The sequence below is a fragment of the Salinisphaera sp. SPP-AMP-43 genome, from assembly GCF_049568105.1.
Classification (GTDB): domain Bacteria; phylum Pseudomonadota; class Gammaproteobacteria; order Nevskiales; family Salinisphaeraceae; genus Salinisphaera.
The window spans coordinates 1,210,323-1,224,407 of record NZ_CP145335.1; the positions used below are offsets into that span (position 1 = coordinate 1,210,323).

The 14,085-nt window shown below is 62.6% G+C and carries 12 protein-coding genes and 1 tRNA gene; 7 read left to right on the top strand and 6 right to left on the bottom strand.

Annotation, left to right across the window (positions count from 1 at the left end; genetic code table 11):
- Positions 1–4 precede the first annotated feature (4 nt).
- The 3 genes from V5738_RS05185 to V5738_RS05195 all read right to left on the bottom strand — a co-directional run bounded on the left by V5738_RS05185 (position 5) and on the right by V5738_RS05195 (position 4,143).
- A complete protein-coding gene (locus tag V5738_RS05185; protein ID WP_423823343.1) occupies positions 5–1,339 on the bottom strand; it encodes an arylsulfotransferase family protein in 1,335 nt (444 codons plus the stop codon).
- Between the two features lie 106 nt (positions 1,340–1,445).
- Positions 1,446–2,738, bottom strand: coding sequence for an ABC1 kinase family protein (locus V5738_RS05190; protein WP_423823344.1), 1,293 nt, complete (start codon positions 2,736–2,738; stop codon positions 1,446–1,448).
- Complete coding sequence (locus tag V5738_RS05195; protein WP_423823345.1) at positions 2,725–4,143, bottom strand: SDR family NAD(P)-dependent oxidoreductase; 1,419 nt, start codon at positions 4,141–4,143, stop codon at positions 2,725–2,727. Before V5738_RS05195 ends, V5738_RS05190 begins: the two co-directional genes overlap by 14 nt.
- Before the next feature lie 190 nt (positions 4,144–4,333).
- On the opposite strand from V5738_RS05195, the gene V5738_RS05200 reads away from it, so the two are divergent.
- The 4 genes from V5738_RS05200 (at position 4,334) to V5738_RS05215 (ending at position 7,251) form a co-directional block, all read left to right on the top strand.
- Entirely contained in the window at positions 4,334–5,302 is a 969-nt protein-coding gene (locus V5738_RS05200; RefSeq protein WP_423823346.1) for a helix-turn-helix transcriptional regulator, read from the top strand.
- 83 nt (positions 5,303–5,385) lie between these two features.
- The gene (locus V5738_RS05205; protein WP_423823347.1) at positions 5,386–6,060 is read left to right on the top strand and encodes a hypothetical protein; all 675 of its coding nucleotides are present in this window, start codon (positions 5,386–5,388) and stop codon (positions 6,058–6,060) included.
- 30 nt (positions 6,061–6,090) lie between these two features.
- Positions 6,091–6,639, top strand: coding sequence for a SprT-like domain-containing protein (locus tag V5738_RS05210; RefSeq protein WP_423823349.1), 549 nt, complete (start codon positions 6,091–6,093; stop codon positions 6,637–6,639).
- 138 nt (positions 6,640–6,777) lie between these two features.
- On the top strand, positions 6,778–7,251 hold the full coding sequence (locus V5738_RS05215; protein ID WP_423823350.1) for a hypothetical protein: 474 nt from the start codon (positions 6,778–6,780) through the stop codon (positions 7,249–7,251).
- Positions 7,252–7,331: 80 nt separating this feature from the next.
- On the opposite strand, the gene V5738_RS05220 is transcribed toward V5738_RS05215, so the two are convergent.
- Both V5738_RS05220 and ettA read right to left on the bottom strand, forming a co-directional pair.
- On the bottom strand, positions 7,332–8,219 hold the full coding sequence (locus tag V5738_RS05220; protein WP_423823351.1) for an ATP-binding protein: 888 nt from the start codon (positions 8,217–8,219) through the stop codon (positions 7,332–7,334).
- A 323-nt stretch (positions 8,220–8,542) separates the two neighbouring features.
- The gene (ettA, locus tag V5738_RS05225) at positions 8,543–10,204 is read right to left on the bottom strand and encodes an energy-dependent translational throttle protein EttA (protein ID WP_423823352.1); all 1,662 of its coding nucleotides are present in this window, start codon (positions 10,202–10,204) and stop codon (positions 8,543–8,545) included.
- A 214-nt stretch (positions 10,205–10,418) separates the two neighbouring features.
- Between ettA and V5738_RS05230 the strand changes: the two genes are divergently transcribed.
- Positions 10,419–11,048 carry a phosphoadenosine phosphosulfate reductase family protein gene (locus V5738_RS05230; protein ID WP_423823353.1) on the top strand — a complete coding sequence of 210 codons (630 nt, stop codon included), beginning with the start codon at positions 10,419–10,421 and terminating at the stop codon, positions 11,046–11,048.
- A gap of 905 nt (positions 11,049–11,953) precedes the next feature.
- Here V5738_RS05230 and mltF read toward each other — a convergent pair.
- Positions 11,954–13,420: a membrane-bound lytic murein transglycosylase MltF gene (mltF, locus tag V5738_RS05235; protein ID WP_423823354.1), complete on the bottom strand. Its 1,467-nt coding sequence runs from the start codon at positions 13,418–13,420 to the stop codon at positions 11,954–11,956.
- 172 nt (positions 13,421–13,592) lie between these two features.
- Here mltF and V5738_RS05240 point away from each other — a divergent pair.
- Positions 13,593–13,684, top strand: a tRNA-Ser gene (locus tag V5738_RS05240).
- A 31-nt stretch (positions 13,685–13,715) separates the two neighbouring features.
- Positions 13,716–14,084, top strand: coding sequence for a DUF1820 family protein (locus V5738_RS05245; RefSeq protein ID WP_423823355.1), 369 nt, complete (start codon positions 13,716–13,718; stop codon positions 14,082–14,084).
- The last annotated feature ends 1 nt before the right edge of the window (position 14,085 follow it).

The following is a 14,085-nucleotide window of genomic DNA, read 5'->3' on the forward strand; positions in this document are numbered from 1 at the left end:
CCTCCTAGCGGGTGTTCAATGTACGGCGGAACGCGGGGGTGAGTTGGTCGGCCGCCATACGCTGGCCGGACGATACGACCGGTATGTATTGCTCTTGGTCGCCGCCACGAATGGGGTTGATGTATTCCCAGACGAGATCGCCATTGGCGGCAATTTCGAATAGCCGGCCGCCGTCAGATTCCGTGATCAGCCGATTGCCGTTGTCGAGTGTGGCCACTGCGCCACGTAATGGGCTGGAAAACGGATGCTGATCGGTCCCGGTATATTGCCAAACGATGGCCTGACTGCTCGGGTCCACATCCAGAATCCGGCTCATATTATGGTTTTCGAAGTTGCCATAATTATCGAATATAGTGAAAGTGCCGTCGGGTCGCACGCGCATTGAATGCTGGCCGAGCCAGGAGCCGCGTAGTGCCCAGCTGATCTCGCCGGATTTGAGATCCAGCAGCGCCGCTAGGCCAGGGTGGCGCATCGATAGCAGTACTTGGTCGCCGTTGCCTTGGGCTGGGGCGAAGGTCTGGCCGAGCGCTTTGCCCAGATATTGCACGCTATTGGTATGCAACGGATCCTGCATTGCGAAGTTGGGGGCGGCGCCAAGTATCGGCTGATATCGCGAATCCCAGAGCGCCTCGAACAGCGAGATTTTGCGCAATTCCTTGCCGCTACGTCCGTCGAGCTCGACTAGATAATCATCCAGCCAGGGCTGGCTCAGATTCGGCATGCCGCGGATCGGTTTGTTGCGAAATGCATGGGTCAGAGTGAAGACACGGCCGTCATCGGACAGATACAGATCGTGGTGGGTAGCGCCATGGTATTTCCATAGCACGTTCGAATCGGCATCCAGCTTGACCAGGCCATAGCCCCAGGGCGAGTCGCCGGCGGCGATGAAAATCGCCAGCAGATCGCCGTTGGGATACATCAGGGCCTTGCGGAAATACATCAGCCGGTCGGGCTGCGGCGTGCGCCCATCGGGCGTGGTTTGCCAGAGTTTGGAGTAGTCGGCCTGCCAGCGATGCACCACTTGGCCGTGCATATCGATCAGATAAGCCTGAGTGCGGCCGCCGGAGGTATACAGGGTGTAGCCGTTGGCTGCACGGGCTGGGTCATAGATCGTGACGCCGCGTGCGTCGGTCCGGGCTTCGCGCCACTGATCGGTCTGGGTGAACGGGTTATCGATCGTATGGCGTTGCTGGACCAGCGCCCAGCCGGCGCGATAGGCATCATCCAGAAAGCGGTAGGGAAAAACTTGGGCCAGAACGATGTAGGCCCCGCCCAGAAAGGCGAAGAACAGACAGCCTATAAAGAATGCGGCCAGGCCGGCGCGATCACCCTTATCCATGCCCGAAATCTCGTTTTATTAACGACCGGGCAGGCCAGAGGCACCCGGCCCGATCTGATGATTCGATTATCGAGATTCAGCATAGGCCAGTTGCCTGAACGGCCGATTAGCCGCTCGCCTCGGCCGATTCAAAGGGGCCGTAGTCGCCGTCGATGATGCGTTCGAGCTCGCCGTAGAGATCCACTTCGGCATGCACCCGCCGTAAAATCCAGTACAGACCGCTCAAGGTGCGCATGACGAAGACCATGTCCGGCGCGGCCTTGAAATAGCGCCAGTAGCGCATCGATTGGCCGATTTCGGCCCGGATCGAGTCGATCAGTTCGTCGCGCTCGAAAACATAGGGCCGCCGGTCGCGCAGCGGGGCGAGTATGGATTCAGCGTGCCGCGCATAAATCTCGGCGTAGACCTCCGAGTGGGCCTCCCAGCTGTTTTCCGGCACTGCGCCCAAGCGGGCCATACCATCGTGCACGCCGTGCCAGTCTTCGCGCATGGCAGCGGCCAGCACGTCGCGCATTGCGACGCGGGTGGCATGGTCGAGGTATTTCACGCAGCCGAAATCGTAGAGCGCGATTGCGCCGCGTTCGGTAATTCCGAAATTACCGGGGTGGGGGTCGGCATGCAGCGCCCCGAGTTCGAAGACTTGGCGGTTGATCGCTTCGACGATCGCACTGCCCAGGGCGGGGTCACCGGTTTCGAGCGGCTCGGAGTCGAGCCGGGTCGTGACCAATACGGCTTCGCTGGATAGATGTTGCACGGCCTCAGGCAATTCGAAGCCGCGCAGATCGAGCTGTCGCAGGGTCTCCAGATTGATCAGTTCGCGGCGGTAATCGGTTTCTTCGACGAAACGCTCGCGCAGTTCGCCGAGTACCGCATCCAGATCGCGGCCCTGGATCGGAATGAACCGCGACAGCTTGAGCAGCCGGCCCAGATTGGCGATATCGGCGTCGATCGAGCTCGCCACGCCTGGGTAGCGAATCTTGACCACTACCTCGCGGCCGTCGGCCAGTCGAGCAGCATGGACTTGGCCGATCGAGGCCGCGGCCATGGCGGATGGGTCGATCTCGACGACTTCGTCCCGATGGGCCTCGCTCCAGCTCTCGGCGAGCACCGGTTCCAGGTCGGCGAAATCCCAGGGCTCGGCATCGCGTTGCAGGCGAGCCAGCTGGTCGGTCAGCTGGGGCGGCAGCAGATCCTGATACTGGGCCGTGATTTGGCCTAGCTTCATCGCTGCACCCTTGAGCCCACCCAGGGTGTCGTACCAGTCCTGGCCGGTCTTCTGCCAACTCTTGGCTTTGTCGTAGCCGGGTACGTTGCGCATCGCCCCACGGCCCAGGCTGCGTAGCCCGGCGCCGAGGATTTGGCGGCGGCGTTTTTTGGAGTCGTCGCTATCCGAGGCCATGAACATCGATGCCGGTGGTATTGCGCAGCCAACCATAGAGGCTCTGGGCCTGGCTGGGTTTGATGCGGGTGCCGGGCACCAGCGCGGTCGGCCGTGGGGTGCGATCGAACACGAAGGTGCCGTTAAGGCCTTGGGCCGCGCGCGCCGCGCCAAGCCAGACCGCGCTATCGGCGCCCATGCGCGCATCGCGCAGCACTGGGCGCAGCAGGGCATGGAAACGTGGCAGCGCCTGAGCCACGCCGGGTGTATCCACCCAGCCTGGATGCATGGCATTGAACTGAATGCCTTCGTCGCCGTAGCGACGCGCCCAGTGCTGGTTTAGCCCGACCAAGGCGCGCTTGGTCCGGGCATAGGCCTTCAGGCCGTTGTATTCATCGGGCGCGGGCGAAAGCGCGGCCAGATCGAGCCCACTGGCATACATGCCGCCGCTGGCCATGTTGATGACCCGGCCGTGGCCGGCGGCCAATGAGCGAATTAGGGTTTCAGTGATCACGAATGGCGCTACGAGATTGATCGCGGCCGTGCGTTCGATGCCGTCTTCGGTGGCGCCGTATTCGTCGAACAGGGCGCCTGCGTTGTTGACCAGCACATCCAGCTGTGGCGCGTCCTCGGCGATGGTATGGGCTGCCCGCCGGGCCGCGCTGACGCTCGATAGATCCGCCTCGACCACATCCACCATGTCCGGGCCGTGGCCGGAGAAGTCACAGACGTGCTGGGCCGCGGCCGCCAGCCGATCGCTGTCGCGGCCAACTAGGGTCACGTGGGCACCCAGGCGGGCGTATTCGGCAGCGATCGCCCGGCCAATGCCGCCAGTCGCGCCGGTGACCACGACCCGGCGTTGATCCATGAATTCATTGTGCGCACGATCGCGCATGGCGAAATAGCCGCGATCGGTATACAGCGCTTCGCCCGGCAGGATGGTGCGATCCGCGGCATAGCTCAGCCACCCCTGGCGCGGCTGGGCGGTATCGATCGCCAGCGAATCCTGAAGCCCTTTCAGCGCGCTCGACACCATCCGCCGGATGACCGGCGAGATAAGGCGCCGTGCCCGCTTGAGCGGGCCGCGCAGAGAAAAGGCGCCGTGATAATCGATGCGGGTACGCCGGCTGCCATCGACAGCGCCGATGGTGAGCGTTTCGAAAGTCTTGATGCCGGCGCCGCGGCCGACCAGGTCGATGCGGCGTCCAGGATGCAGATCCTCGATGCGGTATCGCATGGTCTTTCGCCGCGCCCCAAGGCTGACGATAACCCGGAACTCGCTGCCGATGGCCGGCGTTCCGGGCGTTAGTTTCTCGGCCCGGTAGACCGACGGATCCCATTGCTCACAGGTCGAAAAATCGACGAGATAGCGAAAGGTGTCGCCGGGCGAGCGGTCCGCGATGACGTGCTTGTCGATTTCGAGCATGGCAGCGACTCACTGTCTGCGACATTGGTCTGATTCAATTGCGCAGTCTGTCCACTGCCGGGCTGGCCTGCAAGCACCGACAATGGATAAATAATCGGATCGTGGATGGTCTGACTCCTGTATGGCCATGAGTTCAATCCCAATCCTGACTGCGTACCGGTATATGGGGGCGACGTGCGACACTTGAAGCATGAATGTGTTCGATCGGATCTACGCTCTCCACAAGCAACTCGCCGGGGCCCGGCGGCCGGTACCCAAGGCTACGCTAGAGGCACGACTGGAATGTTCGCCGGCCACCGTCAAGCGCATCATTCGGGATATGCGGCTGTATCTGGATGCGCCCATCGAGTACGACCGCGAATATAACGGCTATTACTACGCCGGCGAGGCCGATGCCCGCTTCGAGCTGCCCGGGCTATGGTTCGATGCCGCTGAACTGGTATCGCTGCTGGCCATGGATCAACTGCTGGAGACCTTGGAGCCCGGATTGCTATCGGCCGACTTGGCGCCGGTACGGCGTCGGCTCGAACGCATTCTGGAATCGCGGGCGATGGGCACCGGCGAGCTATCGGCCCGGACCCGGGTACTGCGCGCCACTGCCCGACGGCCCGGGTCGGCGTTCGCCGACGTAGCCGGAGCACTGGCCATGCGCCGACGGCTGACCATGCGCTATCACGGCCGGGTCCGGGATAGGGTGACCGAGCGGAGTGTCTCCCCGCAGCGGCTGGTCTACTATCGCGACAACTGGTACCTAGATGGCTGGTGCCACGACGCCGAGGGCCTGCGCAGTTTTTCGATCGACCGGATCCAGTCGGCCGACATCGATACCGTCGCCGCCACCGATATGGACCCGCAAAGCCTGGACGCGATGCTCGGCAGCGGCTACGGGATATTTTCCGGCACCGCCGGGCAGACCGCCGTATTGCGGTTTTCGGCGGCCGCAGCGCGCTGGGTGGCCGATGAGCAGTGGCATCCGGATCAAGCTGGCGAATGGCGCGACGACGGCGCTTTCGAACTGCGCGTCCCCTATGCGGCCTCAGAAGAGCTGTTGCGCGACGTACTCGCCTATGGCCCCGAGGTCGAAGTGGTCGCGCCGGCGTCGCTTCGCGAAGCCGCCGCCGAGCGTTTGGCGCGGGCGGCTGCAATCTATGAACTGTAAATTTTTACAGTTGCGGGTCGTGTTCTGACCCACCGCCGGCGGCATCCTGGGTCCCAGATCGGAATCCGACCCAGGAGAGCCCTATGTCGACTTTCAAACAGACCCGTACGGCGAGCATTCACCCGGCGTACGCCGAGCTCAAAAACCACACCATCGCACTGCGCCAGCGGCTAGCCCATGCATTGTCGATCGAATACGACTGGCGTTATCACGACGGGCCCGAATGGGCGGCCCGCTACTGGCGTGCCTTTGGCGATCTGGCAGTGGATCTGGCCGAAGCCGCCGAAGCCCCGCGTTACCAGCGTGCTATCGCCCGCAGCGAATGGCCCAAACTCTCGCGCGCCGAGGCCGACGACGTACGCACGATCTTCCGCGGCCTGCTCGCGGTGGTTCACCCCGACGTCGATCCCTCGGCGGCTACGGACCTGCGGGCCGATCTCTGGCCGAAAATCGTGCGCGCCTATCGCCAGGGCGATCGTGGCATGCTGGTTGCGGCCTGGTCGGAAACCCGGGCGCTAGTGCGCACGCTGGCCTTGCCCGAGAATGTGGTTGCCCTGCGAGCCGAGCATGATCGCGTGGCAGCGGCGGCTGCGGCCGCGGATCGTCGGTTGGCCGAAATGAGTCAGACTTTTCCGTTCAATATGCGCGACAAGCTCGACGATGCCGACTGGGTTCACAGGCAACGGCTGGCGCTGGCTCAGGTGCGGGCCTTTACCCAGGCGCCGGACCGCGAGGCTGGGCACAAGCAGGTATCCTGAGCGGCAACGGGTTTTGTTATGGCGTTTTGAATGTCCCGATCGGTGCAACACAATCTGGCTTTCGACGAAACCGACGATGCGCAGGCCCGGGCGCTCGAGCTGACCGAGTACTGGATCCACCGGGCACGCGAGATCACCGGCGCCAGCGCGCGGCGGTTGCCGGTGCCCGAGGTGCTATTCAATCTGCGTGGCCGGGCCGCCGGCCAAGCGGTGTTTGCGCGCCGGACCCGGCGTTGTCATATCCGGCTCAATGCCGCGCTGCTGGCTTCGCATCCCCGCGAAATGTTGGACGAGACCGTGCCCCATGAAGTCGCGCATGTGGCGATCTATCGGCTCTATGGCCGCAAGGCCAAACCGCACGGCCGCGAATGGAAAGCCTTGATGCAGGCTTTCGGGGTCGATGCCTCACCCTGCCATGCACTGCCCGCCGAGCCGACCCGCCAGCTCAAGCGTTTCCGCTATGTCTGTGGCTGCGAAGAACCCGCCTGGCTGACCAGTATTCGCCATAAACGCGCCCAGGCTGGAACCGACTATGTCTGTCGGGTTTGCGGCACAAAGCTGGCGTACGACGACGCCTGATATCGGCGTGTGGCGCGGGCCGCGGCGTCTGGCTGCCTTGAGTAGGGGATCGATACGAGGAGCCGCGGCCACGGCACAGCGTTCATCGAACAGTTGGGGCAGGGTCGACTAAACCCCGTGCATTCGGGGCACCGAGTGGTGTTTCCTCTCCGCGCCATGGGGCGCGGCTATGCAGTCGCCTCCGATGTGGCATGGCAGCGTACGAGTTACTGGCTGCTATACGCGGCGTTAATCGGCGTGACTCTGGTCGCCTGGGTCGTTGGCAGCTGGTACGGCGTCGGCTGGAGCGCGCCAGTGATCGGCACGGGTCTGGTGATGTGGTATGCGGCAACGGCGGCGGTCGATCGACGCCTCCGTCGTAAGCAGGGCGGCGAACCGCTAACCTGGATGACCTCCTTACGGCTTCAAGTCCGTGCATGGTCGACTGTGTTTCTTGGCACGCAGGTACTGACGCTGAGCCTGCTTTTCTGGCTATCCCTGCTAGAAAACAACCCCATGTTTCTTGGGCTGTCGCAAAAGGTCTTCGCAATCCTGGTCTTCCTGCCGCAACTGGCGCTCTATATCGCGCTGCTGATGCTTAAACTCGTAGACGAGCATCGAACGCACGACTGACGCTTCGTGGCTGCAATCGTGTTCGCAGCCGGTAGCGCGTTCGCAGCGTTTGGTTTGGGAGGCTGACGCGGCGTGCCGGATTAGCTGGCGTGCTGGCCCGCCCAGTCGCGGGCGAACTGCTCGGCCGTCCGGCCGCTGCGATTGCCGCGGGCCAGGGCCCATTGCAGCGCTGCGCGCTCCCAAGGCTGATCAGTGCCGACTTCGGCGTCGATGCCGTAGGCCGCCAGATGCCGGGCGGCGATCGCCAGATAGTGTGTCTGGTCGAACGGATAGAACGATAGCCAAAGCCCGAACCGCTCGGATAGCGAGATCTTTTCCTCGACCGCTTCGCCGTGATGGATTTCGCCGCTTGCGGCATCGACGGTTTTTGAAGCCTGGTTGTCCGACTGGTATTCCGGCAACAGGTGGCGACGATTGGAGGTGGCATAGATCAGCACGTTATCCGGCGCGGCGGCCAGCGAGCCGTCGAGTACGGCCTTCAATGCCTTGTAGCTGCCGTCACCGGCTTCGAACGATAGATCGTCCGAAAACACGATGAAGCGTTCATCGCGCCCGGCGAGCTGGGCGACCAGGTCTGGCAGGTCGACCAATCGGTGGGCTGGCACTTCGATGATACGCAGGCCATGGTGAGCGAATTCCGGCAGCAGGGCGCGTACCAGTGAGGATTTGCCGGTGCCGCGCGAACCCCAGAGCAGGGCGTTGTTGGCGGGCCGGCCGGCGACGAATTGGCGGGTATTGGCCAGCAGACGTTCTTTTTGTTTGTCGATGCCCTGCAGTCGCTCGATTGGCATGGTGCTCGGTGCGGGGATCGCCTGCAGCCGGCCGTCGTCGCGCCAGCGAAAGGCCTGCGCCGACCAGTCGATATCGCCGCCGACCGCGCGCCGTTCGTCGGCCAGTTGGGCCTCGGCCGTATCGGCCAGGCGGGTGAGCTGGGAGACGAGCTGTTCAAGGGTGTCTGTATTTTGCATGCGCGCAGTTTAAGTCAATGTATGGGCTGCGATGAAGACGAGCCCCATCGGAGACATACCGCCGGGCCGGCACGCCGGCAGCAGACTGCGGCGCGCCGGCTGCTAGGGCGTATAGCGCGCCGATACATCCTAGGCGCGAGACGATAACGCCAAGATCGCTCGCGCCTGCCGGGGCGAAGTGTAGCCCGGGCAACGCAGTAGGCGCCTCGTGCCGCCCGGCTGCGCGCCGAACGCATAGACGCCGAGGCGCGAACAGGCAGCCGACAGCATAAAAAAGCCCCCGGCGGGCGCCGGGGGCTCGATAGCGCGAAACGCTGTGGCGATCAGGCCAGCTTGCGGTGCTTGGCCTTAGCCGAGCCTTCGGACGAGCTGCCCAGCCGACGCTTGCGATCGGCTTCGTAGTCTTGGTAGTTGCCTTCTAGGAACACCACGGCGTCGTCCTCGAACGCCAGGATATGGGTCGCGATGCGGTCCAGGAACCAGCGATCATGCGAGATCACCAGTACGGCGCCCGGGAATTCGAGCAGGGCTTCTTCCAGGGCACGCAGAGTCTCGACGTCCAGATCGTTGGTCGGTTCGTCGAGCAGCAGCGTATTGCCGCCTTTCTGCAGCAGCTTGGCCAGCTGCAGTCGGTTGCGTTCACCGCCGGACAGTTCGGAGACCCGCTTTTGTTGGTCGCCGCCCTTGAAGTTGAAGCGGCCGAGATAGGCCCTGGAGGGCACCTCGTAGTTGCCGATCTGCAGAATGTCCTGGCCGTTCGAGACTTCTTCCCAGACGGTCTTGTCCGAGTTCAGCTCCTCACGAGACTGAGTGACATAGGCCAGCTCCACCGTGTCGCCAACCCGAATCTCGCCCGAATCGGGTTGCTCTTCGCCGGTGAGCATCCGGAACAGGGTGGTCTTGCCGGCGCCGTTCGGACCGATGATGCCGACGATCGCGCCCTGGGGCACCTTGAGCGAGACGTCTTCATACAGCGTGCGATCGCCGTAGGATTTGGTCACGTCGTTCATCTCGAAGACCAGATCGCCCAGGCGTGGACCCGGCGGGATATAGATCTCGTTGGTCTCGGAGCGTTTCTGGTATTCGCGCGACTGCAGTTCCTCGAACTGTTTGAGACGCGCCTTGGATTTGGACTGGCGGCCCTTGGCGTTGGAACGCACCCATTCCAGCTCGGATTGGATCGCTTTTTTATGCGCGTCCTCGGCCTTGGCTTCCTGTTCCAGGCGTTTTTCCTTCTGCTCCAGCCAGGAGGAATAGTTGCCCTGCCAGGGGATGCCATGGCCGCGGTCGAGTTCGAGGATCCAGCCGGCGACATTGTCCAGGAAGTAGCGATCATGGGTAACCGCGACCACGGTGCCGTCGAAATCCTTAAGGAACCGTTCTAGCCAGGAGACCGATTCGGCGTCCAGATGGTTAGTCGGCTCGTCGAGCAGCAGCATGTCCGGCTTGGACAGCAGCAGGCGACACAGCGCGACACGCCGCCGTTCGCCGCCCGACAGGTTGTCGACATGGGCATCCCAGGCCGGCAGATTGAGCGCTTCGCCGGCGCGATCCAGCGTATTATTGATTTCCCAGCCGTCGACCGCGTCGATGGCCTCCTGCAACTCAGCCTGTTCGGCCAGCAGGGCTTCGAAATCGGCGTCCGGATCGGCAAAGGCCTCGCTGATCTCGTTGAAACGGGCGAGTTGGCCGGCGATATCGCCGAGCCCTTCCATCACGTTGCCACGCACGTCCTTGGACGAATCCAGTGCCGGTTCCTGCGGCAGATAACCGATATTGATGCCGGGCATCGGCCGGGCTTCGCCTTCGTATTCCTTGTCGACCCCGGCCATAATCCGCAGCAGGGTCGATTTACCCGCGCCGTTGTAGCCGAGCACGCCGATCTTGGCGCCCGGAAAGAACGACAGATTGATATCGCGCAGGATATGTTTTTTAGGCGGGACGACCTTGCCCACGCCGTTCATGGTGTAGATGTACTGAGCCATACGATCCGCGTGCGCTCGAAGAAATAGACCCACCAGTGTAGCCAAGTTTGTCGCTGGCGGCATCCAAACCGAGCAGGCCGGGACGACGATGCTAAGCATATAACCAAATGATCTCTTTTGTGCTCTTCAAAATAACTTTTGAGCGCTTAAAATCCGTGGCAGATATTCACGGCCGATGCGTCGGCTTGAGTGCTTCGTCAAAGAGGTTTCAACTATGAGCATCGATATTGCCAAGGCCAACGAGGAGCTCGCCGGCCGGCATCCACAGGAAATCGTCAACTGGGCCGCCGGTCTCGACGGCAAGACCATTGTGACCACTAACTTCGGCCCCTACGAGGCTGTGATCCTGCATATGGCGGTTCAGGCCCAGCCGGATATGGACGTGGTCTGGATCGACTCCGGCTACGCCACGCGCAAGACCTATCTGTTCGCTGAGCAGCTGATCCAGGATCTCGGCCTGAACGTTCATGTCTATAATCCGCTGTCGTCGGCGGCGCGCCGCGATGCGTTGATGGGCATTCCGGACGTCGACGATCCGCAGCACGAAGAGTTCACGCGTCAGGTCAAGCTTGAGCCGTTCGGCCGCGCGATGCGCGAGATGGACCCAGACGTCTGGCTGACGGCCGTGCGTCGTGATCAGACGGCGTTCCGTCAGGGCATGGACATCGTCTCCCAAGACAAGGAAGGCGGCGTGATCAAGGTCGCCCCGGTACTGGAATGGACCGAGCTCGATATGGAGCGCTATCTCCACGAGCATGGCCTGCCCAACGAGACCAACTACTACGATCCAACCAAGGTGTTGGGCAACCGCGAGTGCGGTCTGCATAACCGCTTCTCGGCCTGATATCGACTCGATATCGGTCGATTGTCGGCCAGCAAGGCGCATGGGTGTTAGCCCATGCGCTTTTTTTATGCGCGCTCGATAAGTTAGATATCGATGAATGGGGTCGTTGAGCGTGCGGGCTTTTAGTTAGGCCCACGATGCGGTTTAGAGCCACTCGTGCTACCGAGCGGCGCGGCTGGCCTGTGGGCTGTTCAAAGCACTTTGGCTCAGGATCTGGCGTATCTGATTCTGGCCACGAGGCAAGTTAGCTTCTGGTTTCGCACTGCTGTGCGAGCCCCTTCTTTTGCTTGCCCAAAAGAAGGAGCCAAGAAAAGGGCACCCGACACGGCGCCGGCTACGCCGGTGCACTCCGATGCTCGCGGCCACGGGATGCGGCCAGAACTCGGGCCACTTTGGCGGCCCTCAGACAGCTGGCCGCACCGGCGCAGTGCGCCGGAGACCCGTCGCCGCTGCGCGTCTCCGTCGCCGTGTCACGGGACTCAATACAGGCACCCACTGCGACATCGCGGGCCGGCTCTGTATTCGGACTCCCTTGGGCGCAGCGCCGAGCAGTGGAGGGCGCAAGCGATAAAGACGGCCGGATGTTTGAGTCGTGCGTAGCACGGCGAGTTTCCGGCCGTCCGCTTGCGGCCGCAGCCGCGCAGGGCACCGATGCGTCAGCATCGGCGCTAGACAGGGTGCCCTTTGTTTTGGCTACTTTTATTTGGGCAAGCAAATAAAAGTGGCTCGCGCATCAGCGCGAAACAGCCCGGTGTGGCGGGCACGTGGGTTATTCAAAGCACGTTGGCTTGGGATCTGGCGTAGCTGATTTTACCCACGAGATCGTTTGAAACTTGGTTTTGCACTGATATGCGAAACAGCCGGCTCGCCAAGACCCAATGATCGGTTGGGCCCGATAGCGATGCTTAAAACGCCGGCGAGGTAATCGAGATGTCGGGTTCGTCCTCGGAGGCGGCTTGGTCTGCGCTACTGGCCGCGGGCTGTTTGGCCAGCGCGTCCGGCTTGGCGCGCTCCTGGCCGTTGCTCATCCAGGTGAGGATGTCGTAGTAGGCGCGGATGTCGCTGACATAGGCCGCAGCCTGTTTGCCTTGGGCATAGCCATAGCGGGTATTGTCCAGATAGCGTTTTTCCGACAGCCAGCCGAGTGCTTCGCGCAGATTGACCCAGACGTTGGGATCGCGCCCATCGGCTTCGAGTAGGCGCCGGGCGTCGAGGACGTGGCCGAGGCCGATGTTGTAGGCGGCCATGGCGAACCAAGTCCGATCCGGCGGTTTGACGGCTTCGGGCAGCCGTTTGCGTAGTTCGACCAGATAATGGGCACCGCCGTCGATAGACTGCTGTGGATCGCGTCGGTTGGCGACGCCCATGCGTTTGGCGGTGCTGCGGGTGAGCATCATGATGCCGCGCACTGCGGTTGGGCTGATGGCTTTTTCGTTCCAACGCGATTCTTGATAGCCGACCGCGGCCAACAGTCGCCAGTCCAGGCCGTATTGTTGGCCAGCCTGCTTGAAGTAGGATTTCCAATGATCGAGCCGTTTTTTGACCTGGCGGGCGAATTCGGCGCCGCCGACGAAGCCCAGCCGCGCGGCATGACCGAAATAACGATCGTGCAGGATATTCACCCGGCCGTTGTCCTTAACTGTTTCCAGATAGGCCACGGCTTTGTTGTACAGGCGATTGTGACCATGGCGACGGTCGCGCTCGGACAGCGCCCAGGCCATGCGCTGGTGGACCTCAGCGAGCGTGAACCCAACCCGCAGTTTGGGATAATAGCGCTGGTTCATGGCGACGATGTCGGCGTTGGCGATCGTAGCCTTGAGATCGCCAGCCGCGATCTTCGACATCAGCTCTTCGGTGTTGGCATGGGTATCGACTTTAAAGTCGATACCGGGGCGATGGTGACGTAGCCAGTCGGCCAATGCAGTATCGGCTGGCAGCACCAGGTCGCCGGACAGATCAGCCAGCTCGGTGGGCTTCTGAGTGTACTGGCGATAGACGGCTTCCAGCTCGCTGCTGAGATAGGGCGGGGTGAAGCGGACGCGCTCGCGGCGCGCGTCACTGAGGGCTAGCCCGGCGCCGAGTTGGGCACGCCCTTGGTCGACGGCGCGCATGATGGCCGCGCGGTCTGGGACGACCACCACTTCCAGACGCGCGCCGATCTGACTGGCGAACCCCTGGGCCAGATCGTATTCGAAGCCGGTAGGGCCCTCGGCGCCGAGGTAGTATGTGGTAGCGGAATTGACGGTCGCGACACGCAGCACGCCGCTGCGCTCGACTTGTTCGAGCGCGCCGGGGCGGCGTACGCAGGTGGTTGCAGCTAGCACGAAGCCGGCCAGAACCAGCAGGCCGGTCAAGCGCAGCAGGCGCTGCAAACGCGGTCGTGTCGCGGCCGGCGGCCGCGGACCGGCGGCCGGCCCGGGGAATCGTTCGGGCACTTTATCGAAATATTTCTTGAATCAAGTATTGGGAAAGCGTTTCGGATCGTTTAAGATACGCGACTTCGCAGCACGGGTCAGGCATGACCCGGCGACAGCGATTAACAACGGAGAGGTACCGAAGCGGTCATAACGGCACCGACTCGAAATCGGTTGGGGGCTGTCCGCCCCACGTGGGTTCGAATCCCACCCTCTCCGCCATTTTCTACCCGGTCCTCGATCGAATCGCTCCATGGCTAACGCCGATTCCAATCACCGGATGTATCGCGTGGCGTTCTATAACCAGGGCGAAGTGTATGAAGTGTACGCGCGCTCGGTAGCCCAGGGCGGGCTGTTCGGCTTCGTCGAGATCGAGGAACTGGTTTTTGGCGAGCGCACCACGCTGGTCGTCGACCCGGCCGAGGAAAAACTCGCCGATGAGTTCGCGGGCGTGAAGCGCAGCTATATCCCGATGCATTCGATCATTCGGATCGATGAAGTCGAGCGCCGCGGTACAGCGCGCATCACCTCGGCCGAGGGCGAATCCAAAGTGCGCCCGTTTCCGGTCTACACTCGACAAGGCCCCGGCCCGGGAGGCCACGGCTCCGGCAGCCACTCCTGAG

Excerpts from the sequence above, each read along its gene's own strand:
- V5738_RS05185 (WP_423823343.1), bottom strand. The coding sequence starts at position 1,339 with ATGGATAAGGGTGATCGCGCCGGCCTGGCCGCATTCTTTATAGGCTGT.
- V5738_RS05190 (WP_423823344.1), bottom strand. The coding sequence starts at position 2,738 with ATGGCCTCGGATAGCGACGACTCCAAAAAACGCCGCCGCCAAATCCTC.
- V5738_RS05195 (WP_423823345.1), bottom strand. The coding sequence starts at position 4,143 with ATGCTCGAAATCGACAAGCACGTCATCGCGGACCGCTCGCCCGGCGAC.
- V5738_RS05200 (WP_423823346.1), top strand. The coding sequence starts at position 4,334 with ATGAATGTGTTCGATCGGATCTACGCTCTCCACAAGCAACTCGCCGGG.
- V5738_RS05205 (WP_423823347.1), top strand. The coding sequence starts at position 5,386 with ATGTCGACTTTCAAACAGACCCGTACGGCGAGCATTCACCCGGCGTAC.
- V5738_RS05210 (WP_423823349.1), top strand. The coding sequence starts at position 6,091 with ATGTCCCGATCGGTGCAACACAATCTGGCTTTCGACGAAACCGACGAT.
- V5738_RS05220 (WP_423823351.1), bottom strand. The coding sequence starts at position 8,219 with ATGCAAAATACAGACACCCTTGAACAGCTCGTCTCCCAGCTCACCCGC.
- ettA (WP_423823352.1), bottom strand. The coding sequence starts at position 10,204 with ATGGCTCAGTACATCTACACCATGAACGGCGTGGGCAAGGTCGTCCCG.
- V5738_RS05230 (WP_423823353.1), top strand. The coding sequence starts at position 10,419 with ATGAGCATCGATATTGCCAAGGCCAACGAGGAGCTCGCCGGCCGGCAT.
- V5738_RS05245 (WP_423823355.1), top strand. The coding sequence starts at position 13,716 with ATGGCTAACGCCGATTCCAATCACCGGATGTATCGCGTGGCGTTCTAT.